This window comes from Pseudomonas qingdaonensis, from assembly GCF_018398475.1.
GTDB classification, from domain to species: domain Bacteria; phylum Pseudomonadota; class Gammaproteobacteria; order Pseudomonadales; family Pseudomonadaceae; genus Aquipseudomonas; species Aquipseudomonas palmensis.
The window spans coordinates 2,538,835-2,556,709 of the sequence record NZ_CP074676.1; the positions used below are offsets into that span (position 1 = coordinate 2,538,835).

At 63.1% G+C, this 17,875-nt stretch carries 10 protein-coding genes; 5 read left to right on the top strand and 5 right to left on the bottom strand.

Annotated features, from left to right (window positions below; all coding sequences use genetic code 11):
* Positions 1-27: 27 nt before the first annotated feature.
* The 4 genes from KH389_RS11610 to KH389_RS11625 form a co-directional block, all read right to left on the bottom strand.
* A protein-coding gene (locus KH389_RS11610) for an IS3 family transposase (protein ID WP_213607380.1) occupies positions 28-1,190 on the bottom strand; the annotation gives its coding sequence in 2 pieces (ribosomal slippage) (positions 28-938 and positions 938-1,190; 1,164 coding nt in all).
* A gap of 299 nt (positions 1,191-1,489) precedes the next feature.
* Positions 1,490-3,460 (bottom strand): dynamin family protein, encoded by a 1,971-nt coding sequence (locus tag KH389_RS11615; RefSeq protein WP_058540299.1) that lies wholly within the window; start codon positions 3,458-3,460, stop codon positions 1,490-1,492.
* Complete coding sequence (locus KH389_RS11620) at positions 3,457-5,694, bottom strand: dynamin family protein (RefSeq protein WP_058540298.1); 2,238 nt, start codon at positions 5,692-5,694, stop codon at positions 3,457-3,459. The genes KH389_RS11615 and KH389_RS11620 overlap by 4 nt, the downstream gene beginning before the upstream one ends.
* Complete coding sequence (locus tag KH389_RS11625; protein ID WP_058540297.1) at positions 5,691-7,448, bottom strand: dynamin family protein; 1,758 nt, start codon at positions 7,446-7,448, stop codon at positions 5,691-5,693. The genes KH389_RS11620 and KH389_RS11625 overlap by 4 nt, the downstream gene beginning before the upstream one ends.
* 179 nt (positions 7,449-7,627) lie before the next feature.
* Between KH389_RS11625 and KH389_RS11630 the strand changes: the two genes are divergently transcribed.
* From KH389_RS11630 to KH389_RS11640, 3 genes are read left to right on the top strand one after another with little or no spacing between them, the layout of a single operon-like run.
* Positions 7,628-8,920, top strand: coding sequence for a hypothetical protein (locus KH389_RS11630; protein WP_058540296.1), 1,293 nt, complete (start codon positions 7,628-7,630; stop codon positions 8,918-8,920).
* Positions 8,917-10,908 (top strand): phospholipase D-like domain-containing protein, encoded by a 1,992-nt coding sequence (locus KH389_RS11635; RefSeq protein ID WP_058540295.1) that lies wholly within the window; start codon positions 8,917-8,919, stop codon positions 10,906-10,908. The genes KH389_RS11630 and KH389_RS11635 overlap by 4 nt, the downstream gene beginning before the upstream one ends.
* Complete coding sequence (locus KH389_RS11640) at positions 10,905-13,517, top strand: helicase-related protein (RefSeq protein WP_078481721.1); 2,613 nt, start codon at positions 10,905-10,907, stop codon at positions 13,515-13,517. The genes KH389_RS11635 and KH389_RS11640 overlap by 4 nt, the downstream gene beginning before the upstream one ends.
* Before the next feature lie 226 nt (positions 13,518-13,743).
* Here KH389_RS11640 and KH389_RS11645 read toward each other — a convergent pair whose 3' ends face one another.
* Positions 13,744-14,658, bottom strand: coding sequence for a LysR family transcriptional regulator (locus tag KH389_RS11645; protein ID WP_058540294.1), 915 nt, complete (start codon positions 14,656-14,658; stop codon positions 13,744-13,746).
* Between the two features lie 198 nt (positions 14,659-14,856).
* Here KH389_RS11645 and KH389_RS11650 point away from each other — a divergent pair, with 198 nt between their 5' ends.
* Positions 14,857-15,879 carry a zinc-dependent alcohol dehydrogenase family protein gene (locus KH389_RS11650; protein ID WP_043863985.1) on the top strand — a complete coding sequence of 341 codons (1,023 nt, stop codon included), beginning with the start codon at positions 14,857-14,859 and terminating at the stop codon, positions 15,877-15,879.
* 546 nt (positions 15,880-16,425) lie between these two features.
* Positions 16,426-17,835 carry a hypothetical protein gene (locus tag KH389_RS11655; RefSeq protein WP_213607381.1) on the top strand — a complete coding sequence of 470 codons (1,410 nt, stop codon included), beginning with the start codon at positions 16,426-16,428 and terminating at the stop codon, positions 17,833-17,835.
* Positions 17,836-17,875: the final 40 nt, after the last annotated feature.

Sequence of the window (17,875 nt, forward strand, 5' to 3'; positions counted from 1 at the left end):
GGTTCTTAAAAAACGGGATTGTAGTGGTCAACTAATCCCGGACACTGCGTTAAGTTTTTCCTCGGCCACAGCGGGCGCCAGCCCGCTGTTAAATTGATGTGGCCGTTGCCAGTTGTAGCGCTGCATCAAAAACCGGCCGATATCCTGCTGTGCTAACGAAGCGCTCATGTAGCCCACGGTCGGTATCCATTCCGTTTTCAGGCTGCGAAACAACCGTTCCATCGGTGCATTGTCGTGGCAGTTTCCACGTCGACTCATGCTCTGGTTGAAGCGATAGCGCCACAGTCGCTGACGGAAGCCTCGGCTGCCGTACTGGCTTCCTTGGTCGCTGTGAAACAGAACGTTTTGAGGCCGACCACGCTGCTCATAGGCCATATCCAAAGCCTTGATAACCAGGTCAGCGTCAGGCTTCGATGAAAACGCCCAGCCCACCACGCGACGGGCGAACAGATCGATCACAGCCGCCAAATAGTGCCAGCGACCTTGAGCCCAGACATACGTGATGTCACCGCACCAGACCTCATTCGGCGCCGACACGGTGAACTCTCGATCCAACACGTTCGGGATATCCGGCCGCTCCACCGTCGCCTTTTTATAGGCATGTGAGCCAGGTTGCTTGCTGATCAACTTCATTTCGCTCATCAGCTTGCGCACCTTGAATCGCCCAATCTCTATGCCGTCCGCGCGCATCATGAGCATGATGCTTCGGCTGCCCGCCGCGCTGCGGCTTTGAGTGAACAGCTCGTTCACTCGGCTGCGTAAAACCAATCGCTCAACGTCCGGAGATCGGCGCTTGCGGCAGTGCGCGTAATAGCAAGACCGGGTGACTTCAAATACCGAGCACAACAGATCAACAGGCTCTTCAGAACGAAGTTGATCAATTAACGCGAACGCTCGTGCTCCTCGGCCATCAAGAGCGCGGTGGCCTTTTTTAAGATCGATTTTTCCCGTTCCAGCCGATTGATTCGGGCTTCTAATTCCTGGATTTTTTGCTGCTCGGGCGTCAGCGCCTTGCTGGTCGGAGTGACACCGCCTCGCTCTTTCTGGAGCTGGTTGACCCATCGACGCAGGGCCGACTCCACCAGCCCAAGTGAACGGGCGGCATCGATATGGCTATAGCCTTGGTCGAGCACCAGGCTGGCAGCTTCGCGCTTGAATTCTGGGGTAAAGGTACGACGTTGCTTGGTCATCAGACACCTCTCTATGGCGAGCATTTTCGCCTAAATGGGTGTCCGGAATCATTAGACCACTACAGCCTGAACTTAAATAAAGAGAGGCGCTACTCCAGTGTTTGCTTTGCCTTGGCCACGTGATTTTCCTTCATATGGCAAGCGGTGCTGCCACGCTGCGCAACACGCTGATATCGCTGGAGCAACGTTTGAGTGATCTTCATCACATACATTGCCTGACCAGGTATGCTCTCTACGGTTTTTACTTTGACGAGCTGTGTGATCAGAAAGGTGTTGGGGCAGTTTTCGCCGAACCAGCTTCACACCTCTGACTCAGATGCTTCCACAGTTAGCCGAACCGCCTCGCTGAACGCCCCATACAGCTGTCGTGATTCCTCAAGGCAGCGTTCCAGCGGAGCGGTGTCGAGTTTGCTGTCGAGCTTGTCGATGGGGCCGAGCATGCGCTTGTAGACCTCCTCTCCGGCGATTTGCAGGCTGTCGAGCCGCAGGCCGTTGATGGCGGTTTTCTGCGCGCGGATGGTGTCGATATCGGCCTGGATGGCCTCGTCGTACATCGAGAACACCTCTCGCAGCCGGCCGTCCAGGTGACTGCGGGCGTTGCCGCGCTGGTTGATCCCGCTGAAATACTCCAGCAGCGGAACGCCTTGATACATCAACTCTTCGCGCAGGGTGGAGCTGTACGCGCTGATGCCTGCCACCGCAATGCCCATGTCTTCCAGAATCTCGCGGACCTCGTCCATGACGTCCTCGATGTGGTCCATGGCCTTCAGGTCGGCCTTGGTCAGCACCACGTACACCGGACGCTGCTCGACACCGATCTCCTGGATGAAATGCAGGTCCGAGTCCGGCACCGTGCCGTTGACGTCCAGGCCGATCAACCAAACGATCGCGTCGGACTGCCGGGCGAACTGGATGGCGGTGCGCTTGTCGCCATGACTGTGCTCGGCGGCCGTCAGCGGTGGGTTGTAGCCAGGGGTGTCGATGAGGCAGATGTGGCTGAAATGCTCGGGATGCATCCGCACGCCCACACACATGAAGGGCATCAGGCTCTTCAGGTCGAAGCTGAAGGAGTTGATGAAGGCATGAGAGATGCTTTGGTAGAAGTCTACCTCCAGCGGGATATGCCCGCCGTTCGCCGAATAGCCGCGGATCATCGGCGCTGGGGTCGCCAGCACGTAGCTGGGAATGGCGGTCACCGGCTGCATGCCGACCGGCAGGCGTACTTCGGGGTCCTGGATGAAGCTGTTGATGAACTCCGACTTGCCGCTGCTGAAGCCGCCGACGATCCCGACGATAGTGCGCTGGTGAACTTCCGGGAAGCCGACCAGCAGGGCCAGTTCCTGCTGTATCGATTGCAGCATCGTGACTGCCTTGGCTTCTGTCGCCAGGGATGATTCGCCGTCCGCGAACGCCATGTATTCGTTGCTCAGCAACGCCTTGAAGCGCACCAGCCCGGCATTGTCCCTGGGCCGGGCGGCGAGCAGCCTGGAGATGAGCTGAAAGCGCGTCCAGGTGTCGCCATGGCGTTGATGTAGTGCGTTAAATTCGTCGATCAACTGGGCGCGCTGCTGCTGTTCGTCCTCGAGGGTCCGTTGCAGGGCGTCATGTGCTTCCAGGCGATTTTGCAGGTCCTGGCGGGTGTGTTCCAGCGACTGCCGTGTGTCTTCGAGTGCCAGTCGGGTGTTGTCGAGCTCGGCGGCGGTAGCGGCCTGTCTTACGCTCAGGCGCTCGTGTTCGGTGCTCAGCGTGTCGAGCCGCTCCAGGGCGTCGTGGTGCTCCTGATTCAGCAACTCGTGCCGCCTGGTCGTCGCGTCGAGCGCCTCGACGCCGACCTGCAGTTCACTCCGGGTCTCTTCGAGGCTCAGTTCCACGGCCTGGCGCGCCTGTTCGAGGCTGTTGCGCTCCTGGACCAGTTGCGCATGCCGCGCCGACAACGTGTCGAAACGCAGCTTCGCCGTCTGTTGCGCCTGGAGATGCCGGGTATTGGCGTCCTTCAGGGAGCCTTTTGTCTCGTGCAGGGTATGTCGGGTGTCGTCCAGTTCGGCGCGGGTGCTGGCCTGGCGCTCGGTCAGTTTCGCATGGTCGGCCTGCAGCGACGCCAGGTGCCCGACGGTGTCCTGATGCTCACGGCTCAGGGCATCGTGCCGATCATCCGCCACCTGCAGGGACTCGACCACGGTGTTGTGCAATCGCTTACGATGGCGGATGAACCACTGGCCGAGCTTGTCCAACTGTTCCATCAGCGCCGGCGAAAAGAGTTCGGTCTTCATGCCGCTTCCAGCTCCCGGGCCATGCGTTGCAGGCGGTCCAGGGTCATGAGGGCGTTGTCGACCTGTTGTTCCAGTTGCTCCATGCGTTCGCGCATGTCCTGGAAGAATGCGGTGCCGTAGGAAGCCGGTAGCCTGTCGGGCACATCATCTGCGAACTCGCGGATTTGTGTCCGGGCCTGTCCCTTGAGTGCTTCCAGAAGAGCCTTTGCGTCCCGCAGGAACGTTCGCGCCTCGTCGTCCATCAGGACGCTTCCAGTGCCCCTGAGTTTGTTCAACTGCCGGGTGTCGAGTTCGAAAACGGGTAGTTTCAGACCCGCCGCCAGGGCTTTGGTAGTGCGGATGACCAGCGCCGGGTCGAGATCGTCGCCCAGGTGGCGCCTGGCAACTGCGGTAGAAGCCTTGTTCAGATCTTCCCGGAACTTCTTGGCGAGCGTTTTGCTCGTGCTCTTCAGGGTTCCGCCCAGGCCCTTGGCAAACTCTTCCAGACCCTCGCGGACCTGGAGCCAGTACAGCTTGAACTCGGTGTACTGGTGGGTTTCGGTACCGCCGCCCCAGATCCAGTTGGCGACTTTTGCCGCGGCGCTGTCGCGCACCCTTGTGACGTGTTTCGTCTCTTCTTCAGCCGAGTTTCCGACCTCCTTGAGCGTCGAGCGATAGGCGGCGTCGAGCTCCTTGGTGAGATCCCGCTTCAGGTTTTGGCAAAACTCCTCTGCGCAGTCGTCCAGGACGTTATCCAGATCATGGATGCCCACCTCCATCAAGCTGTCCAGCTTGCGCCGCTGGGCCTTGAGGCTATCGATGTCGGCGCTGCGCACTTCCTGGTACTTTGCCTGGGTGAAGTCCAGCAGGTCGGCGCGGAACGCTTCCAGGGCGGAGGCTTTGGCGCGGACGAGCTCTTCGCGACGGTCCTGGATGATCCGCGCTTTCTGCTCGCGGACTTCCTCCAGCACCGCGAGCAACGCCTCGGTATTGGCCAGCAGGTCGAGATTGCCCCGGCAGCGCTCGGCATGCTCGGGTGTGAAAAAGTCGGGGTAGTGGGTCCGCAGGTTTTCCCAGGCCTTGCACTCGCCGCTGTCCCAACCGTCCTGCTGCTCGAAGCGCACCGACAGGCTGCGGCAGATGCCCGAGGTATACAGGACCCGGCCGGCACCGCGCTCGATCAGGCTGTCGAAGGTCGCACCGATCTCCGGGTGCTGGACCTTCAAGCGTTGCAGGGTATCGACCATATGGGTGCCGAGGGTCCGGGTGATCTTGTCCAGGGCGCCCTGCAGGATTGGCTGGCGGGTGTCGCTGCCATACAGTTGGTTATCGACCTGGCTGGCGATCAGGACCAGCTCCTGCACGCCTTCCTTCTGGGTGATCCGGCTCATCATCTCGATGTCCTGCTCGCTGAGGAACTGGCCGGCAGGGCTGACGATGAACACCACGTCGCAGTGCTTGAGCAGGGCGGTGGTGCGCTCCTCGCGGGACTGGACCGGGTCGTTCAGGCCCGGTGTGTCGATGATGCGCAGGTTACGCAGCGAGTCCAGGGGCAGGAAGATGTCCACGCTCTTGGTCAGTGGCATGTACTCGCCACCGGCGCCCACATAATCGAGCAGCTGTCTGGCCAGCGCCTGAGCGTCGGCAGCCTGCAGGCGGGCTTCGCTGTCGAGGGCCGCGAGGTCGATGTTTAGTCCGCGAATGCGCTGCCACTGGTCATGGGCCGCGACCAGGGCATGTTCGCCCTGGAGGGCACGTTGCGCAGTTTTCTCGACGTCGGCATGGAACTGCTCGTCATCGACGCTGCGTCCGCTGCGCAGGCGGCGCTGCCTCAGGGTTTCGAACGCCTGGGCCTTTTCTTCGCGCAGGCGCTGCTCGTAGCGCAAGGCGCTTTGCTCGATGTTTTCCCGGTCGGCGGCGCTGTAGAACTGGACCTGCGCGCCGAAGGCATCATCGTAGGTCAGGGTGGTCAGCGCTGCGGTCATCGGTGTCGCCGCCTTGGGCAGGATCGAGTGCCCATCGAAGATCAGCGCATTGAGCAGCGAGGACTTGCCCGCCTTGACCCGGCCCACGACGCCTATCTGCAGCAGGCGATCTTCCTCGGCCAGTTGGTCGAAGGCCTTTTCCAGGGCTTCGGGACGGTCGATGGCGTGCTTTTGCAGCCACTGGGCGATGTCCTTTTCCAGTTCCGGGTTGTATTTCTCCATCCATTCATGGAGGCGCTGGCTCAGGTCCAGGAGGTGCTGTACGTTCATTGGCCCGGCTCGTAGAGGGCTTGCTTGGCGAGTTGCTGCAGTTGCTCACGGGCGCTGCTCAACAGCGCAATCTGATGCCCGGCAGCCTCTGCATCCTGGTTGCGGGTGGTGACCAGCTCGTCGATGAGCTTCTGCTTTTCACCGATCTCGTGGCCGAATTCCGCGCCGACCTGGGTCACCAGAACGTCCATCTGCTCGGCCAGCAGTGCCGGCAGCCGGTCCCGTAACTCGCGCTTGACCGACGGGATGATCTCGTTGGTCACTTTCTGGCGCAGTTGATCGCGCTGACGCCCTTCGTTGAAGAACGACAGGATCTGCGGAAGGAAGATGATGGCCAGCTCGATCAGCGGATTGACCACCGAGGTGGTGACCGCCAATACCGTGGCCAGGCCCTGGTAGCTCACCCTGGGCAGCGGGTTGCCTTCCTTCCAGCCGGTTTCCTGCTTCAGCCTTTCCAGTTCGTTGCCATTGCGCGCCGCCAGGGACTGGCTCCAGTGCCCCAGCGCCTCCCCGGTCTTCTGCAGGGACCGGTTGATCCTGCCTGTGAGTTGTTCCAGCCAGTTGGGGTCGTTGCTGAACTGCCCCATGCTCTTGCCCAGGTCGCCGACGGTTTGCGCAAAGTCGCTGACCACGGTGCGGCTGAGCAGGTCCATCTGTTCCTTGATGGTGCGGGTCATCGAGCCCCGAACGACTTCGGAGACGATCCGCGAAAATGCCTCCTGATTCCCCGCCAGGCCGGCATTGACCAGTTCCGACTGGGCGTTGTCGAGCTCGCGGCCGACCACGTCGAGGCAATTGGCGACGGCCCGGTCCAGCTGGCGGTCGCGCAGATCTTCCAGAATGCCGTCGCGCTTGCGTTCGATCTGGCGGACTCCACGGGTCAGTTCGCTCAGGGCATGTTCGTTTTCGGCCTGGTTCTTCTTCAGTGCGGTCAATGCCAGGTTGATCTGATTCAGCAGCCCGTGGGTCAGGTCCTTGAGGCGGTCCTCGAAGACCTGGCGGACGATTTCCTCGGGTTGCAGGCCGGCCAGCACTTCGCCCAGGCGCTTGTCGCCGTCGAGGCCGATGCGTACCAGGGGGCGGGTGTCGGCGAAGTTGAGGCTGATCTGCTCGTCGATAAGCTCGGCGACGTCCTGCACGTCATCGTCGGCGCGCAGGTTGACCTTGTTCAGCAGGAAGGTGAAATCCCGGCCATAGGTCTGCAGATCGTCCAACTGCCGCAGCATCGACTGGGTGATGTTGCCGTCCTCGACGCTGGTCACCACGATGAAGTGCACGCCGCGCGGCAGGTAATAGGCGATCGCCTTGTTGTGGTTGCCCAGGGAGGAGCCGAAGCCCGGCATGTCTACCAATACCAGCGAGGGCAGGGCCTTGAGGCGCGGGTTGTCGAGGTACAACTGGAGGTGGGTGAACTCGCCGGCCCGGGTCTTGATCGTGGCAAGGTCTTCGACGGCCAGGCGCTCGCTGCTGCCATCGGCGCGGACCGCCAGCAGATGAGGGGCGCTGGAGTAGCGCAACTCGGTGGCCAGCTCGGTCTCCGGCGCCAGGCCCACGCCTAGCACGTTCTCGCCAAGAAACGCATTGAGCAGGCTGCTTTTACCCGCGCTGTAGGCACCGATGACCGGTACCAGCAGTTCGGTGTGCTGGATGTCGTCCTGCAGCGTCGTCACCTCGTCGACTCGGATTGAGGTTTCGGCCAGCAGTGGCGGGATGGATTTCAGGTAGGCGAGGTAGGTGCGCTGGGTGCTCAGCATGGTCGACACGAATCCTTGCGTATATCAAATACGTTGATGAGCGCAGGGGAACGCAGCGGCTGCAGCCGGTCATGACGTGGGCCTCCCTGCGGTCTGGTTGCGATTGCGGCATTTTGCTATTGTCGGCGGCCTTGTGCCAGCACGAATACCGATCTTTCACGGATGAAGAGGATGGCGTCATGAACATGACCTGGGGGCTGTGTGGCCCGGATCACACGGGCAGCGAGCGACGGACCCGCACGCTCGATATCGGCGCGGCGGTTCGCGAGTACAACGAGCGGGCCGTGCCCGGCATGGGCGCTGTCTGGTACGCCAAGCAATTGCTGTTGGCGACCCTGGGTGTAGCCCTGGCCCAGGCCCTGCGCCGGCACGGAATGACGCACTCGAACATCGCCGTGGCCAATGCCGTCGAAGCCTTGGGCTGTTACTTCGCGCTCACCCATGACAACGGCCAGGGTGATAGCCGGGTGCGCGGCTCGGAGAAGCTGCGCGGCAAGGCCGGTTTCGACTTCAAGACCCTGTGCAAGCCCGGCTTCTATGTCAGCCAGCCGATGCGCATGGGCTCCGGCCAGGCCTTGCTGGCCCTTGGGCTGGTGCATGCCCAGGGCGAGCGCTTCAATGCCTTCGCCTGCACGGACTTCGGCCGTGAGTTCATCAATGCCAGCAGCGAGGATGACGGCGCGCTGCTGGAGACCCTGGTGCAATGGGCGCTGAGAGGCCGCGCGGTGGGTGACCTGAAGCCGGGTGTCCGGAAGCTGCTTTCACCGCTGCACGGGTTGCCCGCAGCCGCCTGTGCGCTGCTGTCGCGGCGTATCGACAGCGGTGCAGACGGGGGTGAACGCCGCGTCGCTATCCGTCGCTGGCTGGCCGCCCGTCACGCCGAGCCGGCGCAGGGGTTCGACTGGCGCCTGCGACCTGATGCCATCGACCCCGAGCACTGGAACGACCTGCACTACGGCGCGTTGTTCTTCCAGGTCCAGGATGCGGCCTACGATGTGCTCAACGCGCTGGAGCAGCATCTGGCAGTACTGAGCACGCTGCGCTTCAGGTTGGACAATGTCCTGCCCGAGCGTATCGCCACGCGCCTGGATCACCTGCGGCAACTGGCCCGCCTGTTCCTTGAAAACCCAATGGCGCAACGGACAATCACCGTGGCCGAGGCCTTCTGCCGCGAATGCGCGGACCCCGACGATGCGAGCCTGCTGACCCACCTGGTCCGCCGCGACGACCGGGTGTTGCGTCTGCGCGGCCGGGAGGTTGTGCCCGGCGCTGCATTCCTGCACCAGGGCGCGCCAATCGACGGCGACCGGGTGACCGACGAGGTTTCCGAGGTGCCAGCCCATGCAGCGCTGCCCGCCTGGATCTCCCACCGTGTTGAGCGCCTGCGGTGTCTGGACCTGGATCTCCAGGGCCTGGCGCAGGTCAGCACTTCAGCGAACCCGAGCACAGCCATCGAAGAGGTGAATCTATGAACCAGGTACCTGCTTCTCTCGTTCGGCACTTCGAGGTACCGGAGGGTTTCACCGGTCAGTTCGGCTGGCTGTGCGGCTTTTCCGCAGACGAGGGTTTCCTCAATGAGGCCCTTGAACGCTTCACCTACCAGCAGGCCAATCAGCGTGCCTATGCCGGGCAGACGCTTCTGGCGCTGATGCTGGACCCGCGTGCGGGCCAGATCGACCCCATCGGGGTGCCGGGCCTGCTGCACTTGCCGTGGGCCAACGGCAAGCTGCCGTTCAACCTGATGCACGCCAAGGTGGCGCTGCTGGCGTTTCGCAGCACGGACACCAGCGGTGCCTGGTGCCTGCGCCTGCTGGTGTCCACCGGTAACTGGACGCGACAGACCCTGGAACAGAGCCTCGACCTGGTCTGGTGCCTGGATTTGCACAGCGATGACCTGTCGTCGCCGTCCGACGCCACTCGGCAGGTGTGTGCGGACATCAGCAGCGCCTGGGGACTGCTGGGCTGGCTTCGCAGCCGTTACGACGGGCGGGCGCTGCAGGCTAATTCGGATACGAAAGACGTCGTAGAGCAACTGGACAAGTGTCTGCTCAAGCTGGTCAAGCCCTGTGCAGCCAACCTGACCCCGCGCTTCTTCGATAACCGCAACAAGTCCCTACTCGACCAGTTGTCAGCCAAGGTACTGCATGCCTCGGGCCGTGGCAGCGCGCGCAACTATTTGGCCATGGGCTCGGGTTTTTATGAATCGTCCCTGGCCGTCGAGCAGTCATCGGTCCCGCTGAGCATCGTCCGACGCCTGCGCGGTGAAGAGGGCGAGCCCCGTCTATTGACGACGAGCAGTTGCGTGGACCTTTTCGTCAACGAGGCGAGTTGTCAGGGCATCGCTGATGCCGTCCCAGGATTGAAGGCGGCAGGCATCAGCGTAAAACCTGCGGCCCAGCCGGCCTGGTTTGCTGAGCAGCCCCAGCGCACCTTGCACGCCAAGTTCATCTTCAGCGCCAGCGAGGTCGGCCACTCGGGAAAAACCGCCAGCCCGTGGCTTTACCTTGGCTCGGGCAACCTGACCCGACAGGGCTTCACCCTGCAGATGGGGCGCTTGAAGGGCAACCTGGAGGCCGGAGTGGTCTTCGCTCCTGAACCGATGAACTGGTATCCGGCGAAGACGGCTGTCGCCGACCCGCAAGCGATCGGCTATCGACTACCGATCCAACGGGAGCAGGAGTGTGTCCCCGAAAACCTGCGTCAGGGCCAGGACCTCGAAGTGGGCGATGAGGTATTCGCCGCGGCCCCTGTCGCCTATCTGGTCTGGCGGGATGCTGAGACGCCGGAGCACGGCTGGTTGAGCGCCGACGAGCTTGCGCAGCCGGCTTGCTCGCTGCTGGACACGTCGGAGCAGTCGTGTGCCTGGGTCGAGGGGCAGGGCTTCGTCTGGTCCGGGTCGCGACCGCGGCAGGTGCGGATGGCATGGCAGGACGCCGGGGCTACCCGTACTGCCGTGGTACCGGTACTCGACGGATTCGGCCGTTTGGCCGCCACCGGCTTGCCGGACATCAGCCTGGAGGATGCTTGGCTGCAGCTCGACGGATTCCCCCACACCCCCGGGGAAGACGAACTGCCCAATGCGTTCGATCCCTCCCAGGACTCGCCTGACCGGCAGGGCAGCCGAGCATCTGCGGGGGAGGCTGCGCGCTATCCGATCCGGCAGATGATGGAACTGATCGAAAGCATCGCCGCAAAACAGACGGCCCTGGAGCCTCGGGACTGGCCACTGTGGTGTGCCCGCCTGGAGCAGTCCCTCAGCCAGGCTGCCGGCTGCGAGCTGTTGCAGCAGTTCCTGGCCCTTGAGCTCAATCCTCTCCACGCGCTGCGCCAACCGGCATTCAGGCCAGGGTTTGCGGAAACGGCGGATGGGCCGGAAGGCCAGCGCTACGAGACGGCACTAAGCACCATCGAAGCTCATTGGAAGCTCGGCAGTGCATTTCCTCTGGGAGCTGCGATATGACACGGACGGATTTCAGCTGGGCGAAGGTTTCGGCGGCCCTGCGTAGGCGGGTGGCGGAGCAGGAGCAATTGGCGTGGGAAAAGGGTGAGGCGGCTGCGCACCTGAACAAGGGCCAGTGCGCCAGCGTGCTGGCGCTGGCCGAGCGCATCGGCGAACACGGTGTCGTGCTGGCCGACGAAGTGGGCATGGGCAAGACCCGTATCGCCGTCGAGCTAATTGGTGCGGTCAACGAGGCTGGAGGCCGTGCCGCAATCATCGCGCCGCCGGGACTGGGCTATCAGTGGCAGGACGAGTTGAAACGCGGCGGCGTCAGCGTGCCCCCCATGCTTCGCGGGTTGCTGGGTTATTTCGAAGCCTGGGGGGCCGCAGAGGCCAGCGAGCAGACCCCGTGGTTCGAGGTGCCAACCGTGCTGCTGTCCCATGCTTTCGCCAATTGGCGCCTTGGAGAGGGCACCCAGCGTTGGCGCAGGGAGCTGGTGCCCGAGGTGTTTGCGCAGTGGCGCAAGGCAACCGGAAGCCGGTATCCGAACGGTTATCTGCACTCGGGTAAATACGATAAGTGGGTCACCAATACCGCAGCCAGTATCGTCAACGCACTCAGGGACAATCCCCGCCAACCTGCCAGTGCCTGGTTGAGCGATGTCACTGCACAGCACCCCTGGCCCCACCCGGAGGTCTACACCGACTACGGCAACGGCAGCCTCTATCGAAGCTGGCTGGAGCAGACCGTCGGGATTGGCCTGGGCACGTTCGACTTGGTGGTGATCGACGAAGCCCATAAAGGTCGCGGCAGCGGCGGTGGCCTCAGCCGTTTGCTCGGCATGCTCTGCGGCGCGCCGGATTGCCGACGCCTGTGCCTGACCGCAACCCCCGTGGAATTGAACGTCCAGCAATGGCGGCAGACCTTCCAGCGGCTGGGGCTGGACGAGGCCGTGTGCGACCGGCTTCAGCCGGTGATCGACGACTTTGACCAGGCCATCCGTCACCTGCGCATCCATTGGCGTTCGAGTGACGCCGCACGGCATCGTTACGAGACCGCGGCCAGCGCCTTCCAGACCATGCTCCGTCCCTATCTACTGCGCCGGGACAAGCGCGAAGACGCCGACGTCCTGCGCTTCACCGAACGCACCCGTGGGGAGAGCCATCGCAATACCCGCGAGCCGGTCAGCGTGGATGTTCAGCGCCTGGCGCTGCCCTGGCGCCAGGCGGTGTGCGCGACCGAGGCGCTCTCGGTGGCGTCGCGACTGGAGGAAAACGCCACGGCCAAGCGCCTGCGCTTGACCCTGGCCAACGGTCACGGGATCGCCGACCTGCTCGGGCAGATTGATGAACCTGTGGAACCGTCCGCATCGACGCCGGACCAGCCGCTCAATCCGCTCGATGAAAAGCGCCAGCAGCGCGTGCAATGGTGGTTGAAGAGCGCTGCCCAAGCGTTCCAGAGCCCTCATCACCTGTTCGAGCATCCGGCGATCCTGGCCACGATCAGCGCCATCGAAGCGGTGCACGAGCGCAAGGAGAAGGTCCTGGTGTTCGGGCGTTTCACCGCGCCCATGCGCGTCCTGGTACGCCTGCTCAACGCCCGGGAAATGCTGCGCAGGCTGGACGCCGGGGTGTACTGGCCGCAGAGCGTTATCCGCGCCGATGACACCGATGATCATTCCGAGTGGGCCGCGGTACAGGTTGCCCATCGCCAGTTGCAGTCGCCCCTGGACCTTGCCGCGATCCCTGAATTGCTGGCTCGCCAGTACAACAGCCAGGGCTCGCGCCGCGAGCAACTACGCCGACGCCTGCTGGAGTGGCTGGATGCGGGGCTGGGCGAACACGAGCAAGTGCCCCGGGCTATGTTCGGATGCCTCAGGGACGCCGAACTCAACAAGGACCTGGCTGACGCGGCCGAGAAGCATCCCGTGGCGCTGTTCACCCGGGCGATCCTCGACCTGACCGGCGATCCGGCCGGATCACCGACCCCCGAGCAAGTCTGCGCGGCCTTTCGTCAGTTGCTGGAGGCCGCCAGCGACAGGTACGCGGACGACAGCGACGTCGCCCAAGACGAAGTGGCCGTGCAATGGGAGCCGCTCCTCGCCCGCCTGCAGGATGAATATGCCCATCAAGAGGGTGGCTTCGCCCGCTTGATGTATGGCGGCACCGAGCAGTCCACCCGCCGGCTGTTGCAGATGGCCTTCAATCGTTCCGACAGCTTCCCTCGGGTGTTGGTGGCCCAGTCCGCCGTCGGTCGCGAAGGTCTCAACCTGCACCTGGCCTGCCGCACCGTGATCCTCATGCACCCAGAATGGAACCCCGGTGTGGTTGAGCAGCAGATAGGCCGGGTTGACCGGGTGGGCAGTCACTGGAGTCGCCAACTGGACGAAGAATTGGAGCGAGATGTTCCAGCGGCGGAGCTACCACGCATTGATGTGCATCCGGTGATCTTTCGAGGGACCTACGATGAATATAACTGGCAGGTTTTATTGGAGCGTTGGGATGACCTGCGTGCTCAGTTACATGGCGAGGTGATCCCTGCACGAGAGGCTGAGGGAGATTTGGAGTATGAGAAGGTGTTGGCGAATTTGCAGGCTAGCGCGCCATGCTTTTCTCCGTTGCGGCGATGAATGCAGACTGTCATCGCGATGGTGTGCTGGTCAGGATATTGCCCAGACGCTTGGCAGTTTGCGAGCCGCCTCTACAGGACAACAATGACGGCTGGGGGCATCCTTTTCGAACCATCCAAAGCATGCCCTCAAATATGCCCCAAATGTAGCAATTAGCTGGAAGTAAATGGCTCTTCGAGGCTAGGAAAAGGCAGAAATGATCAGCTAACAAGCATGCGCTAAGCCCCTAAAGACTCTCAGGATCCCCAAAAAACATCTGAATCCGCGACCGCAACCACCGCTCCCCCGGATCATTGTCCTGCGACCCGCGCCACGCCATATGCAGCTCGAAGCTCTGCACCTCCAGCGGCGGGTCTTCGGCGCGCAGGCCGCCGGCGGCGGTCAGCTGCTCGGCGGTGTAGTCCGGCACCGTGGCGAGGATGTCGGTGCCGGTCAGCAGGCTGCCCAGGCCGTTGAACTGCGGCACGGCCAGCACCACATGGCGCTTGCGCCCCAGCTTCTCGAGAATCTCGTCCATGAACCCGCTCAGGTCGCCGGCAAACGACACCAGGGCATGCGGGCGTGCGCAGAACTCATCCAGGCTGAGGCTGCCCGGCTTGCTGTCGGCACGCAGCACCTTGGGCCTGCTGCGACGCAGCACCTTGCGCTTGGCGTTGGCCGGCAGGTCGCTGGTCCAGCTCACACCCACCGAGATTTCACCCGACGCCAGCAGCGAGGGCATCAGCAGGTAGTTGACCCGGCGCACCACCAGCACGATGCCCGGCGCCTCGGCGCGCACACGTTTGAGCAGTTGCGGCAGCAAGGCGAACTCGGCGTCGTCGGAGAGGCCGATGCGAAACACAGCCGTGCTGGTGGCCGGGTCGAAGTCGGCAGCGCGGCTTACCGCCGTGGAGATGGAGTCCAGCGCGGGGGAGAGCAGGGCGAAGATCTCCACCGCCCGCGCCGAGGGCTCCATGCTGCGCCCGGTACGCACGAACAGCGGGTCGTCGAACAGGCTGCGCAGGCGCGACAGCGCCGCACTGATGGCCGGCTGGCCGAGGAACAGTTTTTCCGCGGCGCGGGTGACGCTGCGCTCGTGCATCAAGGTCTCGAACACGATCAGCAGGTTCAGGTCGACGCGACGCAAGTCGTTACGGTTCATCGGCTTCGCTTCATAGGTCTGGTCGGGGCAGGGGTGAATCTTAAGGGCAAAGACGGTACCCTGCACCGCATAAATTGCGCAGCAGGCGCTATCACCAATCAATGACAGGCATGTTGACTATTAATGGCCACTGATGGTCTAACCGCTATAGCCCCGATAGAGTTGCGGGTATTAGAGGTTCACTAGGCGAGGTTTGCGATGTCCCGCATGATCCGTTTTCACAAATTCGGCCAGGCCGAGGTGCTCAAGTGCGAGGACGTGGCCACGCCGCAACCGGCTGCCGGTGAAGTACAGGTGCGGGTGCAGGCTATCGGCATCAGCTGGTACGACGTGCTGTGGCGGCAGAACCTGGCGCCGTCCCATGCGCGCCTGCCGGCCGGCATCGGCCACGAAATGGCCGGTGTGGTGACCGCCCTCGGCGCCGGCGTCGACGACCTGGCCATCGGCGACAAGGTCGCCAGCTTTCCGGCCACCAGCCCCAACGAGCACCCGGTGTATGGCGAGGTCATCGTGTTGCCGCGCAACGCACTGACCCGCTACCCCGATATCCTCAGCCCGATCGAGGCCAGCGTGCACTACACGCCGCTGCTGATCGCCTATTTCGCCTATGTCGACCTGGCCCGGGCCAAGGCCGGGCAGACCGCCCTGGTCACCGACGCCAGCCACTGCGCCGGGCCGGCCTTCGTGCAACTGGGCAAGGCCCTGGGCCTGAAGGTGATCGCCGCAACCAAGGACAGCGCCGAGCGCGACAACCTGCTCAAGCTGGGGGCAGAGAAGGTCATCGTGACCGAAGAGCAGGACCTGCTCATGCAGATCAACAAGTACACCGACAACCGTGGCGTGGACATGGTGCTCGATGGCCTGGGCGGCCCGCAGATGTCATTGCTGGGCGATGTGCTGGCGCCACGCGGCAGCCTGGTGCTGTACGGCCTGCAGGGCGGCAACCAGACGCCGTTCCCGGCCTGTGCGGCGTTCCAGAAGAACATCCAGTTCTTCGTGCACTGCGTGAGCAACTTCACCGGCAAGCCGGAGCTGGGCATCACCCAGGACCAGGTGGCGCTGCAGCGCGCGCTGCGCGATATCAACCAGTTCACCGCCGACCGCCAGGTATTGCCACACATCATCAAGGCCTACCCGTTCGACGAGGTCGTCGCCGCACACCGCCACATGGACGAGTGCCCGTGTGGAGGCCGCGTGGTACTGGTGCTGCCTGACGCCTGACAGGCTGCGCGACACGCCAAGCCCGAGCCGAGTCTCGGGCTTTTTTGTGGAAATTTCTTATTAAAGTTTCAGATGTTTCCTATTTAACTTGTGCGGACTAAGTACGGCGCTTGCGTTATGTTGTGGGCGTGGGAATAAAGACTTTCCGGTGTCCGTAAAATTACATCTTCGCGTGGAAGGGCTGCTGTTTCCTATGGGCGTCGGGCACTGTAGTGCCTAAGGCGGCGCTGTTCATCCAACCATCAATCATCTCAAGGAGCGAGATATGGTGTGCCAGCTGTACTGTTCATGGAGGTGGGGCCCTCGCACGCAACGCGCCGGGGGGCGCTGTCCGGGGCAAGGGTGGTCATCGGGCGATGCTGTTTCGACCTGAGTCGGAATAATCGTAGGAAGTTGTAAGAAACATCCTAAGACCATCATTCTTTTTTTAATTCACTTTGCCGTTGTTACGCAACGATGTCCTGTTACCCGCATCGGGTAACTTCCGGCTGCCGGCAGTCGTTATCGAATCAGGTATACACCATGAGTACCCTCCACGATCAAGCCATGACTCACATTTACCAGCAGGTCCTGCAGCGACTGCTCGAGTGCCTTACCCAGGGCCAGCGCGCGTCGCTGCAATTGCTTATCCAGCGCATGCTGGTGGCCGCCGGCGGGATCGAGCGCATAGGCGACTTCAAGGTGATGCTGGCCCATGGCGGCGGCAAGGACAGCTCCTTCGCCCTGGCGTTTCTGCGCGCCGCGCAGTTGAGCATTGCGGCGCGTGCGCCGGCCACCTTCGAGCTGCGCGTGGTCACCGCCCGCCATGTGGGCATGTCGAGGGCGGTGATCGAGAACATCGAGCGTGGCTATTCGGCGCTGGTGCTGCATGACGACCTGCGGGTCGAGCTGCTGGTGCTGGACGACGGCGGCCTCCAGCACTTCGATGCACTCAAGCCGCTGTCGCCGCGTCAGCAGCAGGTCGAGCGCTTCGACACCCTGGTTGCCGGGCACCTGACCGCCGGCCAGGTGCGGCCGATGTTCTGCAATCGCTTCTACCTGGCGCTGGCCGAACTCTACCGCCAGGGCATGGGCTGGGAGGGCGGGGTGGACGCATTGATCAACGCCGACCCGATGCCCGAGCGCAAACGCTACCTGGCGTGGGGCCGCCGCATGATGCGCGAGGCCGGGTTGAGCAGTGCAAGGCCGGCCCACTCACACCCTGGCGCCCTGTTGCAGGGCCTTGGCCAACTGCGCCGCATCTACCTCAACGAGGTGCTGGGCCTGCCAGCCGAGCCCCTTCGGCAGGTCCCGGGCCCCCGCCGTATCCCGCGCTTCATCGACATCGCCGACCTGCTGCAGGACAGCCAGCAGGGGCAGAGCGTGCTGCTGCTCGAATTTCTCAGGTTTCGCTATGACGAGCTGGCCCTGGGTTTCAGCCAGTCGGCCTGTGCCAACCCGTTGCTGATGGCACACCTTGCCGGGCTGCGCGCGCAGTGGGTGCAGGGGCAGGACTATGCGCTGGGCATTGCCGAGCACCTGCAGCAGGTCAAGGCCCAGCTGCGGCGCAAACCGGTGCCGGCGGCGCTGCAGGCACTGGCCATGGAAACCTGGCAAGACCGCGAGCGCCACGGCCAGCGCCGCCGCCTGGCGGACAACTTCGCCCTGCAGGGCTACAACCTCAACGAAGAACAGCTGGCCTGCCTGCTTTTCGCGCCCTTCGTCGACCGCGGGCGCAACCTGGAGCGCTTCGTACAGGTGCGGCACCCCGGCATGCAGGCGGCGCTGCCCTACCTGCACAAGGCACTCAAGGGCGTACCCTCGCCACAGCCCATGGTGCAATGGCTGGAGGAGATCAGCGGCTTGTCCCTGAGCACGCTGCAGATGCTCTACCAGCGCGAAAGTGAAGCGGCCGCCGGTGGACGTTCGCTGCTGGCGCGGGCCCGGGATAGCGATCCGGGCCGGTTGCGCCATTGATCCCCTGAGGTTGCCAAGCTCGCCTGTCTGTATGTATAAC